The sequence below is a fragment of the Nocardia wallacei genome (assembly GCF_029868745.1).
GTDB classification, from domain to species: domain Bacteria; phylum Actinomycetota; class Actinomycetes; order Mycobacteriales; family Mycobacteriaceae; genus Nocardia; species Nocardia wallacei_B.
Genome location: NZ_JARWOP010000181.1, coordinates 25,610 through 48,984, shown reverse-complemented (window position 1 = coordinate 48,984; position 23,375 = coordinate 25,610). Strand labels below are relative to the sequence as shown.

General features: G+C 69.7%; 25 protein-coding genes. 23 read left to right on the top strand and 2 right to left on the bottom strand.

What is annotated here, in order from left to right; translation table 11 throughout:
* The first annotated feature begins 13 nt into the window (after positions 1-13).
* A complete protein-coding gene (locus QH470_RS15175) occupies positions 14-4,687 on the top strand; it encodes an acyltransferase domain-containing protein (protein ID WP_342228444.1) in 4,674 nt (1,557 codons plus the stop codon).
* 18 nt (positions 4,688-4,705) lie between these two features.
* Positions 4,706-5,383: a class I SAM-dependent methyltransferase gene (locus QH470_RS15170; RefSeq protein WP_280272998.1), complete on the top strand. Its 678-nt coding sequence runs from the start codon at positions 4,706-4,708 to the stop codon at positions 5,381-5,383.
* A gap of 47 nt (positions 5,384-5,430) precedes the next feature.
* Here the strand turns inward: QH470_RS15170 and QH470_RS15165 are convergent, their stop codons facing one another.
* Complete coding sequence (locus QH470_RS15165; protein ID WP_400177893.1) at positions 5,431-6,024, bottom strand: VOC family protein; 594 nt, start codon at positions 6,022-6,024, stop codon at positions 5,431-5,433.
* Positions 6,025-6,180: 156 nt separating this feature from the next.
* Here QH470_RS15165 and QH470_RS15160 point away from each other — a divergent pair, with 156 nt between their 5' ends.
* The 6 genes from QH470_RS15160 (at position 6,181) to QH470_RS15135 (ending at position 11,597) form a co-directional block, all read left to right on the top strand.
* Entirely contained in the window at positions 6,181-7,071 is an 891-nt protein-coding gene (locus QH470_RS15160) for an alpha/beta fold hydrolase (protein WP_280272996.1), read from the top strand.
* A gap of 153 nt (positions 7,072-7,224) precedes the next feature.
* Positions 7,225-7,485 (top strand): acyl carrier protein, encoded by a 261-nt coding sequence (locus QH470_RS15155; RefSeq protein WP_280272995.1) that lies wholly within the window; start codon positions 7,225-7,227, stop codon positions 7,483-7,485.
* Complete coding sequence (locus tag QH470_RS15150; RefSeq protein ID WP_280272994.1) at positions 7,485-9,029, top strand: FAD-dependent monooxygenase; 1,545 nt, start codon at positions 7,485-7,487, stop codon at positions 9,027-9,029. The genes QH470_RS15155 and QH470_RS15150 overlap by 1 nt, the downstream gene beginning before the upstream one ends.
* Positions 9,026-9,898 (top strand): TIGR03621 family F420-dependent LLM class oxidoreductase, encoded by an 873-nt coding sequence (locus tag QH470_RS15145; protein ID WP_280272993.1) that lies wholly within the window; start codon positions 9,026-9,028, stop codon positions 9,896-9,898. The genes QH470_RS15150 and QH470_RS15145 overlap by 4 nt, the downstream gene beginning before the upstream one ends.
* A 37-nt stretch (positions 9,899-9,935) precedes the next feature.
* On the top strand, positions 9,936-11,009 hold the full coding sequence (locus QH470_RS15140; RefSeq protein WP_280272992.1) for a methyltransferase: 1,074 nt from the start codon (positions 9,936-9,938) through the stop codon (positions 11,007-11,009).
* A gap of 12 nt (positions 11,010-11,021) precedes the next feature.
* Positions 11,022-11,597, top strand: a complete 576-nt coding sequence (locus QH470_RS15135) for a DUF6879 family protein (protein WP_280272991.1) — start codon at positions 11,022-11,024, stop codon at positions 11,595-11,597.
* On the opposite strand, the gene QH470_RS15130 is transcribed toward QH470_RS15135, so the two are convergent.
* Positions 11,580-12,434, bottom strand: a complete 855-nt coding sequence (locus tag QH470_RS15130; RefSeq protein WP_280272990.1) for a TIGR03621 family F420-dependent LLM class oxidoreductase — start codon at positions 12,432-12,434, stop codon at positions 11,580-11,582. The genes QH470_RS15135 and QH470_RS15130 overlap by 18 nt on opposite strands.
* 223 nt (positions 12,435-12,657) lie before the next feature.
* Between QH470_RS15130 and QH470_RS15125 the strand changes: the two genes are divergently transcribed.
* The 15 genes from QH470_RS15125 to QH470_RS15055 all read left to right on the top strand — a co-directional run bounded on the left by QH470_RS15125 (position 12,658) and on the right by QH470_RS15055 (position 23,345).
* Positions 12,658-12,804 (top strand): hypothetical protein, encoded by a 147-nt coding sequence (locus QH470_RS15125; RefSeq protein ID WP_280272989.1) that lies wholly within the window; start codon positions 12,658-12,660, stop codon positions 12,802-12,804.
* Positions 12,801-13,049, top strand: a complete 249-nt coding sequence (locus QH470_RS15120) for an acyl carrier protein (RefSeq protein WP_280272988.1) — start codon at positions 12,801-12,803, stop codon at positions 13,047-13,049. The genes QH470_RS15125 and QH470_RS15120 overlap by 4 nt, the downstream gene beginning before the upstream one ends.
* 19 nt (positions 13,050-13,068) lie before the next feature.
* The gene (locus QH470_RS15115; protein WP_280272987.1) at positions 13,069-14,055 is read left to right on the top strand and encodes an ACP S-malonyltransferase; all 987 of its coding nucleotides are present in this window, start codon (positions 13,069-13,071) and stop codon (positions 14,053-14,055) included.
* Positions 14,056-14,103: 48 nt separating this feature from the next.
* The gene (gene fabG, locus QH470_RS15110) at positions 14,104-14,847 is read left to right on the top strand and encodes a 3-oxoacyl-ACP reductase FabG (RefSeq protein WP_280272986.1); all 744 of its coding nucleotides are present in this window, start codon (positions 14,104-14,106) and stop codon (positions 14,845-14,847) included.
* Positions 14,844-15,266 carry an ApeI family dehydratase gene (locus tag QH470_RS15105; RefSeq protein WP_280272985.1) on the top strand — a complete coding sequence of 141 codons (423 nt, stop codon included), beginning with the start codon at positions 14,844-14,846 and terminating at the stop codon, positions 15,264-15,266. The genes fabG and QH470_RS15105 overlap by 4 nt, the downstream gene beginning before the upstream one ends.
* Positions 15,250-15,783, top strand: a complete 534-nt coding sequence (locus tag QH470_RS15100; RefSeq protein WP_280272984.1) for a 3-hydroxyacyl-ACP dehydratase FabZ family protein — start codon at positions 15,250-15,252, stop codon at positions 15,781-15,783. Before QH470_RS15105 ends, QH470_RS15100 begins: the two co-directional genes overlap by 17 nt.
* A 27-nt stretch (positions 15,784-15,810) precedes the next feature.
* Positions 15,811-16,851, top strand: coding sequence for an oxygenase MpaB family protein (locus QH470_RS15095; RefSeq protein ID WP_280272983.1), 1,041 nt, complete (start codon positions 15,811-15,813; stop codon positions 16,849-16,851).
* Entirely contained in the window at positions 16,848-17,504 is a 657-nt protein-coding gene (locus QH470_RS15090) for a class I SAM-dependent methyltransferase (RefSeq protein ID WP_280272982.1), read from the top strand. The genes QH470_RS15095 and QH470_RS15090 overlap by 4 nt, the downstream gene beginning before the upstream one ends.
* 19 nt (positions 17,505-17,523) lie before the next feature.
* Positions 17,524-18,723, top strand: a complete 1,200-nt coding sequence (locus QH470_RS15085) for a cytochrome P450 (protein WP_280272981.1) — start codon at positions 17,524-17,526, stop codon at positions 18,721-18,723.
* A 105-nt stretch (positions 18,724-18,828) separates the two neighbouring features.
* A complete protein-coding gene (locus QH470_RS15080) occupies positions 18,829-19,164 on the top strand; it encodes a histone-like nucleoid-structuring protein Lsr2 (protein ID WP_280272980.1) in 336 nt (111 codons plus the stop codon).
* Between the two features lie 136 nt (positions 19,165-19,300).
* The gene (locus tag QH470_RS15075) at positions 19,301-19,960 is read left to right on the top strand and encodes a GAP family protein (protein WP_280272979.1); all 660 of its coding nucleotides are present in this window, start codon (positions 19,301-19,303) and stop codon (positions 19,958-19,960) included.
* Positions 19,961-20,116: 156 nt separating this feature from the next.
* On the top strand, positions 20,117-20,713 hold the full coding sequence (locus tag QH470_RS15070) for a sigma-70 family RNA polymerase sigma factor (protein WP_280272978.1): 597 nt from the start codon (positions 20,117-20,119) through the stop codon (positions 20,711-20,713).
* Between the two features lie 142 nt (positions 20,714-20,855).
* The gene (sigK, locus tag QH470_RS15065; RefSeq protein ID WP_280272977.1) at positions 20,856-21,500 is read left to right on the top strand and encodes an ECF RNA polymerase sigma factor SigK; all 645 of its coding nucleotides are present in this window, start codon (positions 20,856-20,858) and stop codon (positions 21,498-21,500) included.
* Positions 21,493-22,221: an anti-sigma factor gene (locus QH470_RS15060; RefSeq protein ID WP_280272976.1), complete on the top strand. Its 729-nt coding sequence runs from the start codon at positions 21,493-21,495 to the stop codon at positions 22,219-22,221. The genes sigK and QH470_RS15060 overlap by 8 nt, the downstream gene beginning before the upstream one ends.
* A gap of 113 nt (positions 22,222-22,334) precedes the next feature.
* A complete protein-coding gene (locus QH470_RS15055) occupies positions 22,335-23,345 on the top strand; it encodes an alpha/beta hydrolase (RefSeq protein WP_280272975.1) in 1,011 nt (336 codons plus the stop codon).
* Positions 23,346-23,375: the final 30 nt, after the last annotated feature.

Sequence of the window (23,375 nt, the reverse complement as noted above, 5' to 3'; positions counted from 1 at the left end):
TTGGGGTGAGGGTGTGGGTGTTCTTGTGGTGGAGAAGCTTTCGGATGCTGTGCGTAATGGTCATGAGGTTTTTGCGGTGGTGCGTGGTTCGGCGGTGAATCAGGATGGTGCGTCGAATGGTGTGACGGCGCCGAACGGACCCGCACAGCAGCGTGTTATCCGGGCGGCATTGGCGAACGCGGGCTTATCGGTGAGCGATATCGATGTACTGGAGGCGCACGGCACCGGTACGAGGCTCGGCGATCCCATCGAGGCGCAGGCGGCACTGGCGACCTACGGTCAGCGCGACCGCGACGGCGAACCGTTGTGGCTCGGTTCGGTGAAATCCAATATCGGACATACGCAGGCCGCCGCGGGAATGGCGGGGGTGATCAAGATGATTCACGCTATGCGGCACGGGATATTGCCGAAGACGTTGCATGTGGACGAGCCGACGCCGCATGTGGATTGGTCGTCGGGTCATGTGCGCCTGTTGACCGAGCAGCGGCCGTGGCCGGATCTGGGGCGTCCGCGGCGGGCGGCGGTGTCGTCGTTCGGGATATCGGGCACCAACGCCCACGTCATTCTCGAGGAACCTCCCGCGCGGCCGGAGAAGCCGCGCTTTGCGCCGCCCCTCCGCCGAGCTGGCACCGCGGATGGTGAGACCGAAACTCCTACGCCGCACGTTATTCCGTGGGTAGTCTCGGCGCGCTCGCGGGCGGCATTGTCGGCCCAGTGCGAACGATTGCGTGAGTTCGTCGATGAGCGGCCCGAACTGGATGTGGCCGACGTCGGCGTATCCCTGGCGCGGCGGACCGTGTTCGAGTACCGGACGGTGGTGCGCGGAACGGACCGCGAGTCGTTGCTGGCAGGGTTGCGGACAGCCGACGCACAGACGCCCGCCTCGGCCTCGGCGCGCGCCGCGTTCGTGTTCCCCGGCCAGGGCGCGCAGTGGCCGGGGATGGGCCGTGAACTGTACGAACGGTACCCGGTCTTCGCCGCCGCGTGGGATGCCATAACAGAGCAGTTCGGGTATCCGTTGCGAGAGACGGTGTGGGGCAACGACTCCGAGGTGCTCGCGCGGACGGAGAACGCTCAGGCGGGTCTCTTCGCGATCGAAGTGGCACTGTTCCGGCTGCTCGAATCGTGGGGCATGGTCCCCGATGCCGTGGCCGGGCATTCGGTCGGTGAGATCGCCGCCGCGCACGTCGCGGGTGTGCTGTCGCTCCCGGACGCCGTGCGGGTCGTGGCGGCACGGGCCGCGCTGATGCGGTCGCTGCCCGGCGGCGGGGCGATGGTCGCGGTGCAGGCGGCCGCGGACGAAGTGCGGGCGCGGCTGCGTCCCGGAGCGGAGATCGCCGCGGTGAACGGCCCGCGCTCGGTCGTGATCTCCGGCCGCGCCGAGACGGTCGAAGAGGTCGCGGCGGACTTCGCCGCGCAGGGCCGCCGGACGAAGCGGCTCACCGTCTCCCACGCCTTCCACTCCCCGCTCATCGATCCCGTGCTCGCGGACCTCGCCGCCGAACTCCGCGGCATTTCGACCAGCGCTCCGGACATTCCGGTCGTCTCGAATCTCACGGGCGAGTTCGGTGCCGCGGATTACGGCTCGGCGGACTACTGGGTACGGCACGCCCGGCAGACGGTCCGATTCGCCGACGGCATCGCCACGCTACGCGGAAGCGGCATATCGCAGTTCGTGGAGATCGGCCCCGGCAGCGGGCTGACGGCCGCCATCGGTGAGATCGCCGCGGACGCGGTGGTCCTCGCGACCATGCGCAGAGATCGCGGCGAGCAAGAAGCGCTGCTCGACGGCGTAGCGAGGGCCTTCGTCCACGGGCGCGACGTCGAGTGGCAGGCGTTGTTCCGCGAATCGGACGCCCGCCGAATCGCGCTGCCCACCTACGCATTCCAGCATGAGCACTATTGGATTCCCGCCCGGCGCGGCGCGGCCTGGGATGTCGATGAAGCGGCGGGCCGAGCCCACGATGAGGTCGGTGCATTCGCGGCACCGACCGGGACAGCGCCTCATCGAACGCAGCGTGCTGTCCCCAGCGACGACCAGCACGGTGAGGGCGACGATCAGCACGGTGAGTCTGGGCACGATATCCAGCTACCCGGGCCGCAGACCCCAGGCGAATCGGAACGCGCTGCCGCACAGACGGAATCGCTTTATCACGTGCGTTGGCTGCCCGTGGAATCGGAGCGACATCCGGTCGGCGACACGGGCTGGGCCGAGGATGCCGGTGAGCGCGCCGGAATCTGTGCGGATTGGGACCGGGTCCGCACCGGCGGCCCGGTGCCCGACCTGGTGGTCCTGCGGATCGACGCCGCGGCGGAGGCAGTTCCGGAGGGAATGCGCAAATCCACCGGCCGGGTATTTGCCGTACTGCGGGCCTGGCTTACCGACGACCGATACGCGCGCGCCCGCCTGCTCGTCGTCACCAGCGGCGCTATCGATGTGGCGGGAAAAGACGTCACCGACCTCGCCTCCGCACCCGTCTGGGGCCTCGTCCGCGCCGCCCAAGCCGAACACCCCGGCCGCGTCCAGCTCGCCGACACCGACGACTCGGCCGACCTCACCGACCTGGTTCCCCCGGACGAGCCGGAACTCGCCCTCCGCGACGGACAACTCCTGGTCCCCCGATTCGCCCCTGTCCCACACGCCGACCCCGAGCCCACACGCCCCGACCTTGGACCCACACGCCCCGACCTTGGACCCGCACGCCCCGACCCTGGACCCGCACGCCCTGAGTTGGGTTCTGCGAGTACAGCGTCCGGGTCCGGCCTGGATGTGACCGGGACCGTGCTCGTGATCGGGGGGACCACGGGATACGGCGCGCAGGTGGCGCTGCATTTGGCCGCCGCGCTTGGGGCGCGGCGGCTTGTCCTGACCACCTGTGAGCCGGCTCCCGAGGAGGTCGGGAGGCCTCTGCTGGGCGACCTCGCGGACTCGGGCGCCGAGGCGCGGATCGAGGTCTGTGATCCGGCGGAGCGGGATGCTTTGCGGCGCTTGCTCACTCGGCTCGTCGTCGCCGGTGCGCCGCTCGGAATCGTCTACACGGCACCGTCGCCACCGCTCGCGTTGGTGCGCACCCTTGCCCCCGCCCCGTTGGACGCCGCGCTGCGGAACCACGCCGGGGCCTGGCATCTGCACGAACTCACCGCGGATATGGACCTGTCGTTCCTGCTGTTGCTGTCGGCGGCGACCGGATCGGTCCTACCGGCGGCACAGGCCTGCGATGCGGTGGGTAGCGCCTTCCTCGCCGCACTGGCATCCCACCGCAGCGGGCTGGGGCTGCCCGCCACGGCGCTGGCATGGGGGCCGTGGGCCGAACTCGGAGTCGGCGCCCTGACCACCGACCTGCAGCTGGAACGCGTACGGCGGCAGGGTATTTCGCGATTGAGCGGAGAGGAGGCCCTCGGTCTGTTCGACCGTGCCGTCCGGCGCGGCGAACCGGTACTGCACCCGGTACGGATCGACGCCGCCGTCCTGGCCGACCGCACCGACTATCGCCCCGCACTGCTCCGGCAGCTCGTCGCCGACGCCGTGCGTGCGAGACCGGAACCGGAATCCGCGCGAGACCTCACCCATGCCGGGCCGGACGTGCGGCGGGACATCGCCGCGGAGGTGCGGGCCGTCGTCGCGGCCGCACTCGGACACCGGGATCCCGGCGCGGTCGAGCCGGATCGCCCCTTCCTCGAACTCGGGGTGGAATCGCTGAGTGTCATGGACATTCAGGCCGGGGTGCGCCGGAAGAGCGGAATACGGCTGTCGCCCATGGAAATCCTGGATTCCGGCTCGGTCACCGGTCTCGCGGACCTGATCATGTCGCGCCTGGCGCAACCGGACACGTCGAACACCGAAGCCAAGGCCCCCGTCGCCGCGGATCTCGGTGTCGCCGAACTGTTCCGGGCCGCCGTGCGGACCCGCACCGTAGACCGGGGACTGGCACTGATCAGCGCGGCGGCGGACCTGCGCCCGACCTTCGAGGCCGCGGGACCGCCGCCCGCACCGCTGACGCTCTCCCAGGGCCCGGCCGACCCGCTGCTGGTGTGTGTCAGCGCGCCGATCATCACCGGCGGCATCCATCAATACGTGCGTATCGCCAAGCAATTCGAGCGCCGGACACCCGTGAGCGGAGTGCCGTTGGCCGGGTTCGGTGCGGGCGAACCCCTGCCCGCCACCCCCTCGGCCGCGGTCTCCTGGCTGTGTGACGCGGTGGAACACGCGGCGGGAGGACGGCCGATCGTGCTCGTCGGCTACTCCTCGGGCGGCGTCCTGGCGCATGCCGTCGCCGGAGAATTTGCCGCCCGGCGCCCAGGAGAGTTGCGCGGGCTGGTGATGCTCGACAGCTTCCGGCCGGACGCGGCGGGCTGGGGCGCCCCGATGGAACCGTTGTTCGCGGGCATGCTCGACGGCGAGGACGGAACCGGCGACAGCGGTCTCGCGGTGAAGCTCACCGCCATGGCGATGTGGGGCCGCCACCTACGCGCGCTGCCGCTGAACCCGCTGCCGCTGCCCGTGCTGTTCGTCCGCTGCACGGAGAACTACCGCCCGCCCGGCGGCGACCTCCCGGAGTTCCCGCTCGCTTCCCCGTGGCAGCCCGAACACACCGTGCTCGAGGTCGGCTACGACCATTTCACCCTGCTCACCGACGGCGCGGCCGACGTCGCCCGCCACATCGCGACGTGGCTCGCGCAGCACTGACACGGATCGGATTTCGGCATGGGATTGTTCCGCGACATCACCTCCACCTACAGCGGCTTCGAATCGTGGTTCTACGACCGGACGGTGGCCGGCAGCGTGCTGGCCAGCCAGGCCGGTCTCGTCGACAGCCTGCTCGCGGACGTCGCCATCGGCGGCTCGGTCCTCGACGTCGGCTGTGGCGGTGGGCATCTGGCGCTCGCGGTCGCCGAACGCGCCGACGACGTGTCGGTCGTGGGGGTGGACCTCTCGGCGGATCAAGTGGAACGGGCCACCCAGCGGGCGGCCCGGCTCCGTGACCGCGTGACATTTCGCGTGGCCTCCGCGACGGACCTGCCGTTCGCCGACGATCGCTTCTCGACGGTCGTCAGCGTCGGCTCGATCAAACACTGGCCCGACCGGGCCGCGGGAATGGCGGAGCTGGTGCGGGTCCTGCGGCCGGGCGGGCGGCTCACGGTCCTCGAGATCGACCGGGGCTGCACCTTCGAGGCCGCACAGGGTTTCGTCGCGCGCATGAACGCGCCCAAGCTCGCGCGGGGCCCGTTGCTGTGGCATTTCCGGACCTATGTCGCGGGCCAGGGACTGGAACTGGACGAGGCCCGCGCGATGGTGCGGGACCTGCCGCTGCACGATGTCAGCGTGTCGCGCATCCCGCAGGATCCGACCCTGCTCGTGGTGGGGAGAAAGGCCGCGGCGTGAAACCGGCGAAGCGACCCTCCGCGGCCGGAGGGTCGTCGCCGTCGCGGCTAGGACGTCGCGGCCACGGGCGTGCGGTCGGCCGCCGTCTTGGGCTCGTGCACCACCTCGTCCTCGGTGAGTTCCCGGGTCCAGCAGGCGAATTCGAGTAGAACCCCGTCCGGGTCGCGGAAGTAGAACGAGCGGCAGTACACGCCGGGGTGCAGTTGCTCCGCCTCCTGGGTCTCGCTGTCGTCGTGATTGCGGATCGGCCCGACGCCGACCCCCTTGGCCTTGAGCCGCTCGTAGTACTCGTCGAACTTCTCCGGCGGCACATCGAAGGCGATGTGGTTGAGCGAGCTGACGGCGGCGTTCCACTGCGGCGCCTCGGACTCCTGGTCGCCCGGCGGCGGATTGAAATTGCCGGGCCGGCCGTCGGTCCGGTTGGCCAGCCAGAAGATCGTCAGCGACGCGCCGTTGCCGACGTCGAAGACGAACTGCTGCCCGCCGCCGGGCCGTTTGGGCAGGTCCACCGTCTTGATCAGGGGCATCCCCAGGATGTCGCGATAGAACTCGACGGTGCGCTTCATGTCGTCGCACAGCAGCGACACATGATTGAACCCGCCGAAGCTGAATTCATTGTTTGTCCGCCTGGTCATGACCACCTCCGGCTATTGTCTGACACCGAGACCCATAGTAGCTTGAATTGTCGAGCATTGATGGCCGATCGAAGTCCGGACGAAACACGCTGTGGTGCAATGGTTCACACGCCACATGTGTCGATCGCGCTGGTGACGAGCCCGGGTTGGAGGGACATTTCCGTGAATGGTACGAGCCGATCCGGAACATTGCAGGTGCCCGGCGCGGGATTGTTCTACGAGGTCTCCGGCGCCGGGCCGCTGCTGCTCATCTCCGACAACGGCGGCGGGGAGTCGCGCCGCCGCGCGGACTCGATCGCCGAACTCGGCGAGACGTTCACGGTGATCACCTACGACCGCCGCGGCTTCCACCGCAGCCCGCTCACCGCAGACCCGGGCGGGCTGGTCTCGCACCACACCCACGCCGACGACGCGCACATGCTGCTCACCGCGCTGGGCGGACGCCCGGCGACCGTATTCGGCGTCGGCCTCGGCGTCGTGACGGCGCTGCTGCTGGCGGCGCGGCATCCGGAACAGGTCGCCGGCGTGGTCGCGCACACCCCGCACGCCCCCTTCCTGCTGCCCGAACCCGAACGGGGGCGGCACGTTCGCGAATTCCTGGACCTCGCGCACACCTATCGGACGGCCGGCCTGGTCCAGACGATCGTGCGCACCGGGGAGTTCCTCGGCATCGATGTCGCCGACCAGCGCCGCGGCGCGGAAAGCGGCAAGCGGGGACCGGGCGGCGGCCAGACGGCCAAACTCAACCTGAAGTCCCAGGTGATGTCGGCCGAGCGCACCCGCAACTTCGAATGGTTGTACGTCAACGAGATCCCGGCCGCCTGCGAGACCGCCCCGGAACCGGGCGAGCTGTCCGCGTCGGGGGTGGAATTCATTGCGGCCGTGGGTGAATCGACGCCACCGCAGATGTTCGGCAGCCGCTGCGCGCACGCCCTGGCCGATCTCGTCGGCGGCGAGGTGTTCGTGTTCGACGGCGGCTACAACCCGCACATCACCCACCCGGTGGAGTTCGCCGGGCAACTGCGCGCGCTGCTGCGCCGGCAGCCCGCCTGACAGCTCGCCGGGCGCATTGTCGGAACATTGCCGAAGAATGCTCTGACAAAGCGCGGAAAAATTGGATATCGTCGAGACCGGACGTTCGTTCATCCGCCGCCGCGCGGAACCTGCTGGGAGACAGCGGCATCGGATCGGAAACAGGAGACAGCGATGACCGACACGACTTCCTACCAGGCCCACATGGACGAACTGCGCGAGATCGTGTGCGACGTCCTCGAGCTGGAACCCGACGAACTCACCGACGACAGCCTCTTCGTGGAGGACCACGAGGCCGATTCGCTGCGCGCCATCGAGATCCTGGCCCGCCTGGAGAAGACCTACAAGGTGGAGATACCGCAGTCGGAGCTGGCGAAGATGGTCAACATGAAGGCCGTCCACGACGTGGTGGCCGAACACGCGGGATGGCGTTGATGCCGCGTGTGCTGATCGTCGGCGGCGGGCTGGCCGGCCTGTCGGCGGCATTGTTCCTGAACTGGTACGGCGCGGAGGCGGTACTGGTGGAACGACGCCGGGAGACCTCGACACTGCCCAAGGCGCGGCGGATCAATGTCCGCACCGTCGAGATCTTCCGTCAGATCGGGATAGCCGAACGCATCCTGGCGGCCTCCCGGACAGTGTCGTTCCGGGGCGGCGGGCAACTCGCGTCGGCAGGTCCCTCGCTCGTCGCGGCGAAACCTCTCGACCTGCCGCGCCCGCCCGGTCCGGGGCCGTCGGCCGTCACGCCCGTGCAGACCTGCCTGTGCGCGCAGGACCTGCTCGAGCCGGTGCTGCGCGAGATCGCGGCGGAGCGCGGCGTCGAACTGCGCTTCGGCGTCGAATGCGACGACTGGTCCGAGGACGCGGACGGCATCACGGCCTCCGTGCGGGCGGCCGCCGGTGGCATGGAGACGATCCGGGCCGACTACCTCATCGCCGCCGACGGGGCGCACAGCGCGATCCGAGACCGGCTCGGCATCGCCCGCAGCGGCCGCGGGGCCATGGAGACACTGGTCAACATCGAATTCCACGCCGACCTCGCCGCGCTGGTCGACGACCGGGAGAACCGCATTTTCCAGATCGACAACGAGCAGGTCGGCGGGGGACTGGCGGGCGCGGGCGGCGGGCGCTGGTTCTTCACCACCGCCGTGTATGCCGATCGCTCGGAACGGGAATGGGCCGACGCGATGCGGGCCGCGATCGGCGTCCCCGGCATCGAGGTCCGGGTGGCTCGGGTCATGGAATGGACACCGGGAATGTTCATTGCCGACCGATTCGGCGCGGGGCGGGTCTTCCTGGTCGGCGACGCGGCACACGTGATGCCGCCGTACGCCGCGCTGGGCGCGAACACCGGCATCCAGGCCGCGCACAATCTGGCGTGGAAGCTGGCCGACGTGCTGCGCGGCGCCGCCTCGGCGCGCCTGCTCGACACCTACCACGACGAACGACATCCGGTGGGCTGGTTCACCGCCGATCAGTCCAGCCTGCGCAGCGCCGCGGATCTGCGCCGCAAGTACGGCACCTCGCCCGATGGCACGGCGCTGGCCGATCCGACGGTGCTGATCCTCGGCGCCCAGTACCGATCCGCGGCGGTCATCGACGATGGAAGTAGTGCCCCCACAGACCATTTCGCGCTGTCCGGCCAGCCCGGCACCCGGCTCCCGCACCGGCCGCTGGATCACGACCGTTCGACCCTCGACCTGATCGGCCCCGATTTCGCACTGCTCACCGGACCCGATGCGGCGCACTGGAAACCGGCCGTCGACGCCGCCGCGCGACCGGGACTGCGGCTGCACAGCCTGGACGCGCCGTGGGCGGAGTCGGTGGGCCTCGAGGACACCGGCGCGCTGCTGGTCCGCCCGGACCAGGTGGTGGCCTGGCGGGCCCGGCGCGCCCCGGACGACCCGGTGCGGGCGTTGCGGGAGTCGCTCGACCGTGTGCTGCTGAGATCGAGAGTCGTTGCGGTGGAGGACATATGAGCGAGAAGAACACACTCCGATTCGGCGTCAACACGGTGTGGTCGGGCGACCGCACCGCATTCGTCGAGGAATCGCGGCGCGCGGAGAAACTCGGCTTCGACGTCATCGGGCTCGCCGACCATCTCGGATACCCGGCCCCGTTCCCGGCGCTGGTCCTGGCCGCCGAGGCGACCGAACACGTGCTGGTCAACACGTTCGTGCTGAATGCCGGGTTCTACAACCCGGTACTGCTGGCCCGCGAGGTGGCGACGGTGGATCGACTCACCGGCGGCCGCCTCGAACTGGGCATCGGCGCGGGCTACGTAGGGGCCGAATACCGCGCCGCCGCAATACCGTTCGGCACGGCGGGCGACCGCGTCCGGCACCTCGGACGCACCGTCGCCGAACTGCGGCGGCTCTACGCCGACCCCGAATACGCGCCCCGCCCGCACCAGCCGTGCCCGCGGCTGCTGATCGCGGGCGGCGGCGACCGGTTGCTGCGGCTGGCGGCCGAATACGCCGACGTGATCAGCTTCAGCGGCGCCGCCAAGGGACGCGACGGCGGCCGGCTCCCGGCCGGATCGGCGCAGCTGGCCGAGCGCGTGTCCTTCGTCCGGGCGGCCGCGCGCGACCGCCTGAGCGAGGTCGAACTGAACCTGCTCGTGCAGCAGGTCGCCACCGACGCGGGACCGCTGCTCGAGCGGCTGCGGCCGCGGATGCCCGGCATCACCCGCGAAACCCTCGACGACTCACCGGTTTTCCTGCTGGGCACCCCGCGCGATATCGCCGACCAGATCGCGGAACTGCACGAGCGGCTGGGCATCAGCTACTTCACCACCTTCGGCCATTCCATGGACCTGTTCGCCGAAGCCATGGAACTGCTGCGTTGACCGGACGACGGAAATACCAAGGGAGAACGGAACAGCCATGGCCGAACTGACCGCCGAAGCGATGTGCCCGCACTGCGGAGCCGACCCGGACACCGACACGATCACCGACCTGCTCGCCACCCGCTGGATCGGCTACGCGATGACCACGGCCGCCGAACTCGGCGTCGCCGACGCGCTCGCCGACGGACCCCGGTCGGCGGCCGCCGTCGCCGCGGCCACCGGGGCCGACGAGGTGGGCGTGACCAGCCTGCTGCGCGCGCTCGCGACCATCGGCCTGGTGCGCCAGCTCGACGACGGCGAGCTGTTCGAGGCGACCGCCGCCGGCGCCGCGCTGCGTGCCGACGCGCCCGGCTCGCTGCGGGACGCGGTACTCGTCTCCGGCGGTGAACGTTTCCTGCACGGCTGGATGCGGCTCACCGAGCGTGTCCGGGCCGGGCGCGCGCCGATCAGCGAGCAGGAGCGCGTGGACGATCCCTTCGACCGCCTGGCCACGCTGCCCGAGGCGCAGGACCGGTTCCACACCGCCATGGCCGACGCGACCGCTGCGGTCGCACAGGCCGTCGCCGACGCCTACGACTACACCGGGATCGGCAGCATCGTGGACGTCGGCGGCGGGTACGGCACGCTGCTGCCGCCGATCCTGCGCCGCTACCCGGACATGACCGGCGTGGTCTTCGACCGGTCCTATTGCCGGGCGGGCGCGGAGCGCGTCATCGCCGACGCCGGTCTGGCCGACCGGTACCGCTTCGCGGGCGGCAGTTTCTTCAGCGATCCGCTGCCGCAGGCGGCCGACGCCTACGTGCTCAAGAGCGTGCTGCACGACTGGGACGACGACCGGGCGGTGGAGATCCTGCGCCGCTGCCGCGCGGCGATGGGTGCGCGGTCGCGCTTGCTCGTCGTCGAGGTCGTGATGCCCGACCGCACCGAATCGACCCGCGAACACCGGCAGAAGATCTGGGCGGATCTGACCATGTTCGTCGCCTCCGGGCGCGGCGAGCGCACCGAACGCCGCTACGCGACACTGCTGGGCGCGGCCGGACTACGAATCGCACGGATCGTGCCGACCGCGACGCTGGATCGCGCCGACATCATCGAAGCGGTTCCGGCGTAGAAGGGAACACCCATGTCACGACGGATCACCGAACTGCAATCGCCGGAGATTCGGGGCTTTCTCACCGGCATCCGCTCGTCGTGGTTCCGCCTCGCCACGCTACAGCGGTACGACTTCGATTCCGAGGCGGAGCCGATGCGGGAATACCTGCGCACCGGACGGATCGACAATCTGCCCGACACGTTCCTGCGCGTGATCTCCGGTCACGTCGCCGAGGGGCGCGTGCTGCAGCGGGTGTTCGTCGCCCGCGAACCGCTCGGCGACTACCTGCGTTTCGCGCTGGCCGCGTTCGTCCAGTGTGTGGACGCGGGCGAGGACATCCGGGTGCTGCCGGTGCCCGACGGGCCGTGGCCCGCGGACCTGCCGGAAGGGTTCGACTACTGGCTGTTCGACGACACTGCCCTGTGGTCGATGGAATTCGACGCGGACGACCGGTTCGTGGCGACGCAGGAACTCACCAACCCGGCCCTGGCCGCGCAGTGCCGGCGGTGGCGCGACCTCGCGGTGGCGCGGTCGCTGCCGCTGCGGGAGTACCTCTCGCCCGGCGTGGCCGCGGTGGGCGCGGAAACCTCAAGCGCCCCGCAGTAATTCGACGACCGGAGCGAACTCGTCCTGGTGCCGGTCGGGTACGGCGAAGTAGGAGATGCCGAACCGCTCCCGGAGGTCCTCGACCTGTTTCGCGATCTCCGGGATCGTCCCCACCAGGAGTATCGGGAGGTCGGCGAGGACCTCGGCGGGCAGCCGGAACCGCCGGGTGAGGGCGCGCAGGGCGGCGTCGCGGTCGTCGGTGACCACCACCGCGCGGAGGGTGAGATTGCGTTCGATCGCGGCCGATCGGTCGGCGGCGACGCGGTCGAAGTAGGCCACCCGCTCGGCGAAAGCACGCTGCCCGAGCGGGCTCAGCCCGCCGGCCGACGACGGGTCGTAGCGCATGCCGAGGAAGCTCACGATATCGGCGTGGCGGGCGGCCAGTCGCAGGACGCGGTCTCCATTGCCCGCCACCAGGATCGGTACGTCCGTCCGTCCGCCGAGCGCCGTGCGGGCGGTGTCGAGGGCGCGGGCCAGATCGTCCACTCGATCCCGCGGCGAGCCGGGGTCGATGCCCGCGGCCGCGAATTCCTGTGGCAGATAACCGGTTCCGAGACCCAGTTCGAATCGTCCCGCGATGTTCCCGGCCGCCGTGGCTACCTCACGGGCCAGCAGCGCTGTCGGATACAGGCCGGTGTTGAGCACGTAGGTGCCGACGCGCAGCGGCGTGGCGGAAGCCGCGGCCACGGCGAACGAGAAGGGTGCGGGAGTCGCCAGATGGTCGGGCGCCAGCAGGATGTCGTAGCCCTGCGATGCGGCGCGAACCCCGGCCGCAATCCATTCCCGGTCCGCCGGAGCCGTCATGATGCTGATCCCGAACCTGAATGCTCGTGTCATGCCGCCGAGCCTCCCAAATCATCGAACTGTGCACGAAAACAGCTGGCCACCAAGGTATGTGGCGTCCACAGTGTGGTCTGCGGTGGCGTTCGCCGCGCAGCGCAGCAATGATCGAAACAATGCACTGAAATGTTATCCGATGCTTGCCCCCGGCCGCCGCGCTCGCGTACTGTCATTTATCGAGCAGCTGCCCGGCCGACGGTGGTCGTGACATTGTTCGTCCGTGACCGGAGGTGGGATCGTGGAGTTCGCGTCGACCCCGTGGTACGGATCGCTGTTCGTCATGCTCGCGCCGTGGGCCTGGGCGCACGCGGCCGCGGTGATGCCGATCTGGCCGTATCCGGCACCGGAGGAGAGGTTGCAGTCATGACCAGTTCGACCAGACCCGACATCGAGGAGCTTCGCGAACTCGTCTCCGACGTCTTCGATATCGATCCCGAGCAGGTCACCGCCACCGCGCATTTCAAGGAAGATCTCGGCGCCGACTCGGCCAAGGGCCTGGAGCTGGCGGTGCATCTGGTGCGCCGGTACAACGTGGAGGTCAGCGGCGAGGAACTGCTCGAACTCGGCAATGTCCAGGGGCTCTACGACCACCTGCTCGGCCGGCTGCCCTGACCGCCGGCGGGGTGAGGTCATGACCGTCGAGGAGGTCCGGGCGCCCGGCGCCGTCGCCCTGCTGTTCCCGGGACAGGGGGCGCAACGGCCCGGAATGGGGCAGCCGTGGACCGAGACGGAATCCTGGGCTCTGGTGGCCGCCCTCGCCGAGCTGACCGGGCGTGACATCGCCGGACTGCTGCTGCACGCCGACGCGGCGACCCTGCGGCGCACCGACAATGCGCAACTGGCCACCTTCGCACTGGAAATGGTGGTGCTCGCCGAACTCGCGGCCGCGGGACTTCCGGTGGACGGTGTGGCCGGTTGCGCCGGGCACAGCCTGGGGGAGTACTCGGCGCTGGTCGCCGCCGGAGTGCTCGGTCTCGCCGACGCCGCGCGGGTGGTGAGCGTCCGCGCGGAGGCCATGGTCGTGGCCGCGCGAGAGCGGCCCGGGACCATGGCGGTCGTCGTCAATGCCGATCACGCCGACAGCGCCGGTCTGGTCACGCGGGTGCGAGAGACGGGTGCGGAGGTCTGGGTGGCGGGAATCAATGCGCCGCAACAGATCACCGTCGCCGGGACCGAGCCCGGGCTGGCCGCGCTCGATGCCGGAGTCCGCGAGATCGGCGGCAAACTCATCGACCTGCGGGTCGGCGGCGCGTTCCACACACCGTTCATGAGCCCGGCGGTGCCCGCCGTCGCCGCGGCGCTGGCCGCGGTCGCGGTGACGCCGGGCCGGACCGCGGTCGTCACCAATGCCGACGGCCTGGTCAAGAAGGGGCCCGCCGACTGGGCGGAGCTGGCGTGCCGGCAACTGGTCGAACCGGTGCAGTGGCACCGCACCATGCAGAGTCTCACCGGCGATCTCGGCGCTCGCATTCTTGTGGAGGTAGGCCCCGGTAAGGCGCTGTGCGGCCTGGCCCGGCTGCACGACCGCGCATTGGTCGCGCTCACAGTGAATTGTCCCGCCGACATACCGGCGGCCGCGCGAGCGGCCGAGGCGGCACGGGAGTCGCCGGGCCGCTGAGCAACCGACGGTCCGGCCCGCCGCGAGCCGGAGAGAGAGGTGACGGAGATGAGCGACGACGGGGCGTGTGCCGTCGTGACCGGCGGATCGCGCGGCATCGGCCGTGCGATCGCGGTGCGGCTGGCGCGATCCGGCTACGACATCGGGCTGTGCTACCGCACCGACGAGAACGCGGCGCGCGAGGTCGCCGACGCCGTCACGGAGGCGGGCCGGAAATGTCACTACGCGCGGTGCGAGGTCGCCGACGACACCGCGGTGCGGCATTTCCTCGACGCGGTCGAGGAGTCGATCGGGCCGATCGAGGCGCTGGTCAACTGCGCGGGGGTGATCCGGGACAAACCACTGGCGCTGCAGTCGGACGCGGACTGGCACACCGTGCTCGACACGAATCTGACCGGCACCTTCCACTTCTGCCGACGGCTGGCGTTCAGCTTCATCAAGCAGCGGAAGGGAGTGATCGTCAATATCTCCTCGGTCGCCGGGGAACGCGGCAACGCCGGGCAGACGAACTACGCCGCCGCCAAGGCGGGCATCGACGGCCTGAGCCGGTCACTGGCAAAGGAGCTGGGGCCCTACGGTATTCGCGTCAACTCCGTCGCGCCCGGCTGGATCGAGACCGAGATGACCGCCGCGTCGAAACAGGCCGCCCGCGAGCGCGCGCTCGAGGCGATCACCCTGCGCCGCTTCGGAACTCCCGAGGAAGTCGCCGACCTGGTGCACTTCCTGGTCTCGGACGCCGCGAGTTTCATTACCGGCCAAGTCATCCGGATCGATGGGGGGATGGTCCTGTGACCGGGACGGTCGCCTCGCCGATTCCCGCCGCGGGGCTGACGGTGACGGTGCCGCGCGACGGCGAATTCGAGGCCGTGCGGTCCGTCGTCGCCTCGGATCCCTATCAGGCGGGGCACTATCCGGACTATCTCATCTATCCGGGCGTCTTCATTGTCGAGAATGTCGTCCGGGCGGCGGAAGTAGCTCTGGCGCAAGGGGTTCCCGGCGGGGCCGGGCCGCTGCGGCGCCTGCGATCCGGACGTTTCACCGCGCCGGTGCGCCCGGGCGATCGGCTCGTCGTGCGCGGGAAATTCTCCGTCGACCGATCGGGAGGGCGGATCGAGGTGCGGGCGACCTGCGTGCGCGGCGACGGCGTCACCGCCGCCACCGTGCGCCTCGTCTTCGCGCTGAACGGAGGCGCGGATGCTGGAATACGGTGAGATCGGGCGGTTTCTGCCGCACCGGCATCCGATGCTGCTGGTGGACCGGGTGCTGTCGTACGCCGCGGGTGAGCGCATCTCCACGGTCAAGGCGGTCTCCGGGGCCGAGCCGTGTTACGCGGGCCTGCCCGCGGACGCGCCGCCGGCGGCGTTCGGCTATCCCGAGACCCTGCTGGTCGAATCGTTCGCGCAGAGCGGCGCGCTGCTGTGGCTGCTGACCGCGCACGACCGCCGGGAACCGCTCGGCGGCGTCGGCATGGTCGCCGTGCTGCGCGAGTGCGTCTTCGAACGCCGGGTGTGGCCCGGTGACCTGGTCCGCCACGAGGTCCGGCTGGAACGGATGATCGGCGACAACGTGGTGTTCTCCGGCGAGATGTCGACGCCCGCGGGCCGGGTGGCGACGGTCGATTCCATCATCGCCGCATTCCGTCCGGGGGACTCCCTCGCGGCGTCGGAGAATGTTACCGAAACAATGTCGCGAACATCCGATGACGTTGTGCCGCAAGCATTGCAGTGAATGTGGGACTGCGGTACCGTCGATGCGGTGCAGATCATTTCCATGATCGGTGGCTCGGGCGAGGACGGGGACGATGCCGCCGGGAAATCCGCGCGGCGCGCCGCCACCCCACCGCTCGTTCCGGAGCGGTCCGCCGACTCCAGCCTGAAAAGATCTGAGCTACACCAACTCCCGCTCTCGCCGCACTCGCTCACCTGGCGGTACATGGGTGATTTCCGGCATTTCGGCATCGCGCTGCGGAGCGCGGTCACCCAGGCGGTGCACCCGCAATTCGCGCAGGCGGGTATGCAGCATTCGCGGGCGCACGGCCCGATGGAACGGCTGCGCGTCGCCTTCGCCCCGATCTTCGAAACCGTCTACGCCCCACCGGAACAGGCCCGCAAGCGTGGTCTGCAGATCCGGAACTACCACAAACCGTTGTCGGGGACCATGCCGGGCGGCGGCCGGTACCACTCGCTGGACGCGAATACATTCTTTTTCGCGCACGCCACATTTCTCGACCACCTGGTGACCGGCATCGACCGGTTCGTGCGAAGGCTGAGCCCGGCCGAGAAGGAGCGGCTGTTCCGGGAGAGCCTGGACCTGTACTCGATGTGGGGCGTCGCCCTGCCCGCCGACGCGCCGCGCAGCTGGGCGGAATTCGAGGAGTACTTCGAGCGCGTACTGCGTGAGGAGAGCCGGGGCAATATCGGCGCCCGGCACGTGGCCCGCCGGCTCAACAGCCGCACGCTGCCGCATCCGCCGGGCGGAAAGATCCCGCCCCGCGCTTGGAATGCGTTCGTCGCCGTGCTGATGTTCCTGACCATCGGCGGCACCCCGGCCGCCGTGCGGGAACAACTGGAGATCTCCTGGTCGGCCCGGGAGGAGCGGCTGTATGTGGCGGTGTGCGCGGTGAGCCGGGCACTGAGTCCGCTCTGGGAGCGGCTCGCTCCGCTGTCGTGGCGTTACCCGCAAGTCGCGGTGGCGGCCTTCCGCCGCGAACGCATCAATCCCCGCCGCATCACCGTGCGGCGGGCAGACGACGCCGATCCGCGCCCGGCGGTGGTGGAGAGGAAGTGGAAACGGTGAAGAAGACCTCCACCAGCACCCTGCCCTACGAGATGTATTACCGCCTGGGACTGGCGTTCTGGGATACGTTCGACACCGATCGCGGGTTGGTCGAACTGGTCGAGGGCGCCGACGCGCTGCCGCCCGGCCGCGCGCTGGACCTCGGCTGCGGCACCGGCCGCAACAGCGTCTACCTGGCGAAGCACGGCTGGGAGGTGACGGGGGTCGAACTGGTCGCCGAGGCCGTCGAGCGCGCGCGGGAGCGGGCCCGTACGGAGGGCGTGACGACGGCCCGGTTCGTGCACGGCGACCTTCTCGCCCTCGAAGACGCCGAGATCGGCGCCGACTACACACTGCTCGTCGACTTCGGCTGCCTGCACAGCGTTCCGTGGAATTCGCGCGACCGGTATGCCGAGGTCGTGACGGCCCATGCGGCGCCCGGCGCCGTGCTGTGGATCTGGGGCCGCGAGGCCTACGGCGAGGTGGGGATGACCGCGGAAGAACTCGGCCGCCGGTTCCCGGCATGGGATGTGGCGCTGGCCGAGGAGGTCCCCAACGAGGAGATGCAGAGCCGAGTGGGGGAGGTGCCCGCTACGCAGCGACCGATTCGCGCCTTCATGACCTCGTCGAAGATCCCGCCGGCCTGGCGATTCCGTCTTGTGAAACAGGCCTGACCACCGAAGGAGGCTCGGTATGCCGGTTACCGAGACACTGCCGCGGCTGCCGTTCCCGCGTGCCAGCGCACTGGAACTCGCGCCCCTGTATGCCGCCTTGCGCGCGGAGACTCCCGTAGCGCGCATCGTCACCCAGGCCGGGTACGAGGCCTGGCTGGTGACGGATTACGAACTGGCCAAACGATTGTTCGCCGATCCCAGGCTGATTCGTATCCACCCCGACGACCCGAACCAGGACCGCAAATTCACCACCTCGTCCTCGGGCGCGCATGTGCCGGCCGACCGCTCGCACGAGCAGACCGACCACGCGAACATCAGAAGGCTGCTGGCTCCGGCGTTCTCGGCGCGCCGGATGCAGCGGCTGCGGCACCGGATCGGCGAACTGGTCGAGGAGTACATCGATCTGCTGCGGGAGCGGCCCCGTCCGCTGGACCTGCACGCGGAGTTCTCCGTGCCGCTGCCCGTGGCGGTGATCTGCGAGATCGTCGGCATCCCGACCGGCGACCGGGACCGGTTTCTGCCGTGGTGTGATGCCATCGGACTGCTCGACGATCCCGCGGCGGGCGTGCGGGCGACGAACGAACTGTTCGCCTACATGATGGATCTGGTGGACCGCAAGCGCCGGGAACCGGGTACGGATGTGGTGTCCGATCTCATCGCCGCCGAGTCCGCCGAGGGCCTGGACGCCACCCTGATCGCCCGGACCGCGGCGGTGCTGTTGTTCGCCGGGCAGACCACGACCGTCGGCCGCATCGACTTCGGCACCTTGTTCCTGCTCGCCGAGCCCGCCCGGTATCGGCGGCTGCGCACGCACCCCGAATCCGTGCCGAGCGCCGTAGAGGAAATCCTCCGCATGGCCGCACCGTCGGACAACGCGATCCATCCGCGGCACGCGCTCGAACCGCTGGAGGTCGGCGGCGTCACCATCGAGAAGGGCGAATTGGTCGTCATCGCCCCGGCCGCCGCCAATCGGGACCCGAACGTGTTCGACACTCCCGACGAATTCGACCCGGCCCGGAACCCGAACCCGCACATCGCTTTCGGGCACGGCGCACACCACTGCATCGGGGCCAACCTGGCCCGCGCCGAGTTGAATGTGGTCTTCACCGAACTACCCCGGCGACTCCCCGGTGTGCGGTTGGCCCGCCCGGCGGAGGCCGTCCAGCTGTATACCGACAAGCTCAACGGCGGCCTGACGGAATTGCTGGTCGACTGGTAGCGCGGCCGTGCCCCGCGAATTCGGGATATCCGCCCCGGAATTGTTTTCCGATTCGTTCCCGGTTTAGTGTTGTCGTTCTTGTACTTCGGCGAAAGAGGCGGGTGTATGGCACGGAAAGTCATCGTCGAGCTGGTGGACGACTACGACGGCAAGTCCGAGGCGAAGGAGACGGTGCGGTTCGCTGTCGACGGCGTGGAGTACGAGATCGACTTGTCGGTGCAGAATGCCGGCAAGCTGCGTGAGGTGTTCGAGCAGTGGGCGGGGCCGGCGCGGAAGGTCGGCCGCATTCCCAAGGGCAAGAGCAGCGTGGTGGCGCGTTCGTCGACCGATCGCGAGCAGACGGCGGCGATCCGGGACTGGGCCCGGCGCAACGGCTACAACGTGTCGAGCCGCGGCCGCATCCAGGCGGATGTGGTGGCGGCGTACAACAAGAATTCCTGACGTCCGCGGGCTCGGTCACGGGGTCCGCGCACGGCGGTTCATCCTCGTCGGGTGAGGTCGCCGCGCGGACCTCGTGATCGAATCCAGCCGCATCGCTTCTCGAACGGCGAGGAGTCGCGACGACAGGGGTTCCGCAATGGGTCCGGTGCTCGGCGAACTGCTACCACTGGCGGTCGGGGTCGCGATCTCGCCGATTCCCGTGGTCGCGGCCATCCTGATGATCCTGTCGAAGCACGGTGGGGGCGCCGGTGGCGGCTTCGCGGTCGGCTGGGTGGTGGGCATCGGCGGCGTGACCGCGGCGGTGACCGCGTTGTCCGGACTGCTCGGGAATACCGGCGGTCGTGAGCCGTCCACGGCGGCCGCCTGGATCAAAATCGTGCTCGGAGTACTGCTCGTGGCGCTGGCCGTCGCGCAATGGCGCGGCCGCGCCGACACGACGCCGCCGGGCTGGATGCGGGCCATCGACCAGCTCACCGCGACCAAGGCGGCCGGGCTGGGCATGCTGCTGTCGGCGGTCAATCCGAAGAACCTGCTGCTGTGCCTGTCGGCGGGCGTCGCCGTGGGCACCGGTGACCTGGGTGCGAGCGGCAAGGTGGGGGCGGTCCTGGTGTTCACGGCGCTCGCGGCGGCGAGCGTGCTGGTCGTGGTCCTCGGCTACGCGATCGCGGCCGACCGTCTCCGCGGCACCCTCGACTCGGCCCGAATCTGGTTGCAGGACAACAACCACGCCGTCATGGCCGTGGTGCTACTCGTGATGGGCGCGGTGGTGGCGGGCAAGGGCATCGCGGGCCTGTGACCCGCGGCTGAATCTGTTCCATTCGTGACCAAACCATCCGGCCGGGCTGTTCGAAGCCCTTCCGAATGACTCGCCCGCGTACCACGAAGGAACGAGCGAATCATGCGCCGGCGGCGTCCGGACGCTGATTCGGCGAAAGCTGCAGGTACCACTCTGATGAACGAAGTGAGCACGGCCGCTGAACTACTTGTCCAAGATCCTCGACCGCGTCTCGCGGACCTGCTCGCCGCGACGGGGAACGGAGACCGCGACGCGTTCGCGGTCTTCTACCGGCACACCAGTCACCGCGTCTTCGGCTTGGCGTTATCGATGATGCGCAATCCGGCGACAGCCGAAGATGTCGCCCAAGAGGTGTACATCCAGGTGTGGTCGCTCGCGGGCCGGTACGACCCGCGGATGTCGAGTCCGGTGGGGTGGCTGATGATGCTGACCCATCGGCGCGTGGTCGACCGCATCCGGGCCGACCGCGCCGCCGCCGGGCGCGAATCGGTGTTCGGCCAGGTGCAGACGGGTCGCTCGCACGACGTGGTGTCCGAGACCGTCGAACAGCATCTGGACGAACAAGCGGTGCGGCGCTGCCTGCACACCCTGACCGCGTTGCAGCGCGAGAGCATCGTGCTGGCCTATTACGGCGGGCTCACCTATCTGCAGGTGTCCGAGCGCCTGCAGACGCCGCTGGCCACCGTGAAAGCGCGCATCCGTGAGGGTCTCAAGCGGCTCGCCGCCGGGCTGGCCGAATCCGGAACGGCATGAGTTGCGCCGTCGGGCAGACCCGGTGAGCGCGTCGGTGCTCGGGGTAAGGTGCGAGGCGAGAGGAGGCCGGTCCGCCGGTCGCGCGCGACCGACAGCATCGGCACTGCCGCCGGGACACCTCTACCTCTGGAGATACCACGCTATGGCGGATGAGCGCCGCATTTCGGTCGGCATCGGCCGTCTCGATGACGGCTTCGAATCGGACGCCTGCCCGGCGCCCGACCGGGACGCCGCCGATCGGCTCGCCGAACTGCTGAAGGGCGTCGCGGGCGGCGATCGGCAGGCGTTCACCCAGCTCTACCGCTCGACCCAGCACCGCGTGTACGGCCTGGCGCTGCGCATCCTGCGACGGCCCGCGCTGGCCGAGGAGATCACCCAGGAGGTCTATCTCCACGTGTGGAAGGCGGCAGCCCAATACGACACTCGCCTGGCCAGTCCGATCGGGTGGCTCATGATGCTCACCCATCGCCGCGCCGTCGACCGGGTTCGGGTCGAAATCTCCGCCACCACAAGGGATCTCGCCTACGGGCAGCGGCAGCTGGGGCGTGACCACGACACCGTCGCCGAGACGGTCGGCCAGCGCTCGGACGAACGTGCGGTCGTGTCCTGCCTCGATACCCTCACCGAAATCCAGCGTGAGACAGTTGCTCTCGCATACTACGGCGGCCGCACCTATGCCGAGGTGGCCGACCACTTGGACGTCCCGCTGAACACCGTGAAGACACGGATTCGGGACGGCCTCAGAAAACTACGGAACTGCTTGACAGGATCGGTGCGCGATGCCTGACCACGACGATGCCGACCTGCTCGAACTGGCGTACCCGTACGCGCTCGACGCGTTGTCCGCCGACGAGCGGCGCGTCGTCGAGCGGCGCCTCGAGGACGCGCCGGAGAGCGTCGCCGACGACTTCCGTGCCACCGTGCACGACCTGCGCGAGACGCTGGCGACGATGACCATCGTCGATGCCGTGCCCGCGCCCCCGGATCTCGAGGCGAGGGTGCAGCGAGCGCTCGACCTCCATCTCGACGGCGCGGCGGACCCGGTACTCGCGGTCGGGCCTGCCCTCCGCATGCGGTGGCTCGCGGCCGCCGCGGCGATCGTGGTCGCCGTCGGAGCGGGCGCCGGAATCGCGGTGTACCGCAGTCAATCCCACGACGCGGGCGAGATCACCGCCGAGCAGATCGACGCACAGCCGGACGGCCGTGAGAGCGTCGCGCCGGTGACGGGCGGCGGTACCGTCACCGTGCACATGTCGCGCCGGCTGGACGCGGCCGTCGTTTCCTTCGAGACCGTGCCGAACCCACCGGCGGACCGCACGTATCAGCTGTGGCTGATCTCGCCGGCGGGCCAGGTCCGTTCGGCCGGCGTGCTGCCCGGTCTGCCCGGCGCGCAGGCGCCGCTGCTCCTGCGTTTCGGTGACGCCGTCCAGCTCGCGCTTTCGATCGAACCGGCGGGCGGCTCGCCCGCACCGACCACCGAGCCCATCGCGGGCGTGCCACTCACCTGACGGCCGCGCCGCGGCGATCGGATCCGCGGCATCGCCAAACCTGAAGGCCCTCCGGCACGAACCCCTCGCGAATTCGTCGCGAAAAGCGCCGACGACTCGACCACGAGGGGCTGATGGTGGATACACAGCGATCGAGACGGACACGGATCACGCGGTGGGCGCTGGCCGGTGCGCTGGCAGCGGCCGGCGTGGCCGGCGGCACCGCGACCGCGGCGCCCGAAACGCCCGGCGTGGTCTCGGTGGCGGACGTCAACGACCGGCAGGAGACGGTGCTGGTCTTCTCGGCCGCGATGAACCGGCCGATTCCGGTGCAGGTCGTCCGCGCCGCGGACCGCTCGCGCCCCACGCTGTACCTGCTCAACGGCTCCGGGGGCGGGCCCAACGAGAGCGGATGGGATGTGCAGACCGACGCGTTCGACTTCCTGCGGGACAAGAACGTGAATGTGGTGACGCCGTTCGGCGGGAGCAACTCCTACTACACCGACTGGATACGCGACGACGCCGTCCTGGGGCACAACAGATGGCAGACCTTCCTCAACGACGAACTGCCGCCGATCATCGAGGACTACCTTTCGGCCGACGGCAACCGCGCGCTGGCCGGGGTGTCGATGAGTGGCACCTCCGTTCTGAACCTGGCGATAGCCAAGCCCGGCTTCTGGAAGAGCGTGGCGTCCTACAGCGGTTGCGCGCAGACCTCCGATCCCGTCGGGCACGAGTTCGTCCGGCTCACGGTGGAGAACTGGGGCGGCGGGCAGAGCGTGGAGAACATGTGGGGCCCGGCCGGCGGGCCGCTGTGGCGGGCCAACGATCCGCTGCTCAACGCGGACCGGTTGCGCGGGACCGCCGTCTATCTGAGTGCGGGCAGCGGGATTCCGGCGTCGCCGCATGACACCCCCGGTGATCGGCGGGTGCGGGAGGGCCGGATTCCGCTGCCGGTGCAGATCGCGTTCGGCGGGCCGATCGAGGCGGCGATCCACTACTGCACAGTCAATCTCACGAACCGGTTGAACGAGCTGGACATTCCGGTGACCTTCGACGACCGACCCGTCGGTACGCACTCGTGGGGCTACTGGGAGGACGATCTGCGCGTCTCCTGGCCGTTCCTGGCGCGATCGCTCGGTTAGCCACAAGTTGACAGAAGTGGCGGCGGGATG

What these genes read in the sequence shown, in the direction of transcription:
- QH470_RS15170 (WP_280272998.1), top strand. Translation starts at nt 4,706, where the DNA reads ATGGGATTGTTCCGCGACATCACCTCCACCTACAGCGGCTTCGAATCG.
- QH470_RS15155 (WP_280272995.1), top strand. Translation starts at nt 7,225, where the DNA reads ATGACCGACACGACTTCCTACCAGGCCCACATGGACGAACTGCGCGAG.
- QH470_RS15150 (WP_280272994.1), top strand. Translation starts at nt 7,485, where the DNA reads ATGCCGCGTGTGCTGATCGTCGGCGGCGGGCTGGCCGGCCTGTCGGCG.
- QH470_RS15145 (WP_280272993.1), top strand. Translation starts at nt 9,026, where the DNA reads ATGAGCGAGAAGAACACACTCCGATTCGGCGTCAACACGGTGTGGTCG.
- QH470_RS15140 (WP_280272992.1), top strand. Translation starts at nt 9,936, where the DNA reads ATGGCCGAACTGACCGCCGAAGCGATGTGCCCGCACTGCGGAGCCGAC.
- QH470_RS15135 (WP_280272991.1), top strand. Translation starts at nt 11,022, where the DNA reads ATGTCACGACGGATCACCGAACTGCAATCGCCGGAGATTCGGGGCTTT.
- QH470_RS15130 (WP_280272990.1), bottom strand. Translation starts at nt 12,434, where the DNA reads ATGACACGAGCATTCAGGTTCGGGATCAGCATCATGACGGCTCCGGCG.
- QH470_RS15120 (WP_280272988.1), top strand. Translation starts at nt 12,801, where the DNA reads ATGACCAGTTCGACCAGACCCGACATCGAGGAGCTTCGCGAACTCGTC.
- QH470_RS15115 (WP_280272987.1), top strand. Translation starts at nt 13,069, where the DNA reads ATGACCGTCGAGGAGGTCCGGGCGCCCGGCGCCGTCGCCCTGCTGTTC.
- fabG (WP_280272986.1), top strand. Translation starts at nt 14,104, where the DNA reads ATGAGCGACGACGGGGCGTGTGCCGTCGTGACCGGCGGATCGCGCGGC.
- QH470_RS15100 (WP_280272984.1), top strand. Translation starts at nt 15,250, where the DNA reads ATGCTGGAATACGGTGAGATCGGGCGGTTTCTGCCGCACCGGCATCCG.
- QH470_RS15085 (WP_280272981.1), top strand. Translation starts at nt 17,524, where the DNA reads ATGCCGGTTACCGAGACACTGCCGCGGCTGCCGTTCCCGCGTGCCAGC.
- QH470_RS15080 (WP_280272980.1), top strand. Translation starts at nt 18,829, where the DNA reads ATGGCACGGAAAGTCATCGTCGAGCTGGTGGACGACTACGACGGCAAG.
- QH470_RS15075 (WP_280272979.1), top strand. Translation starts at nt 19,301, where the DNA reads ATGGGTCCGGTGCTCGGCGAACTGCTACCACTGGCGGTCGGGGTCGCG.
- QH470_RS15070 (WP_280272978.1), top strand. Translation starts at nt 20,117, where the DNA reads ATGAACGAAGTGAGCACGGCCGCTGAACTACTTGTCCAAGATCCTCGA.
- sigK (WP_280272977.1), top strand. Translation starts at nt 20,856, where the DNA reads ATGGCGGATGAGCGCCGCATTTCGGTCGGCATCGGCCGTCTCGATGAC.
- QH470_RS15060 (WP_280272976.1), top strand. Translation starts at nt 21,493, where the DNA reads ATGCCTGACCACGACGATGCCGACCTGCTCGAACTGGCGTACCCGTAC.
- QH470_RS15055 (WP_280272975.1), top strand. Translation starts at nt 22,335, where the DNA reads ATGGTGGATACACAGCGATCGAGACGGACACGGATCACGCGGTGGGCG.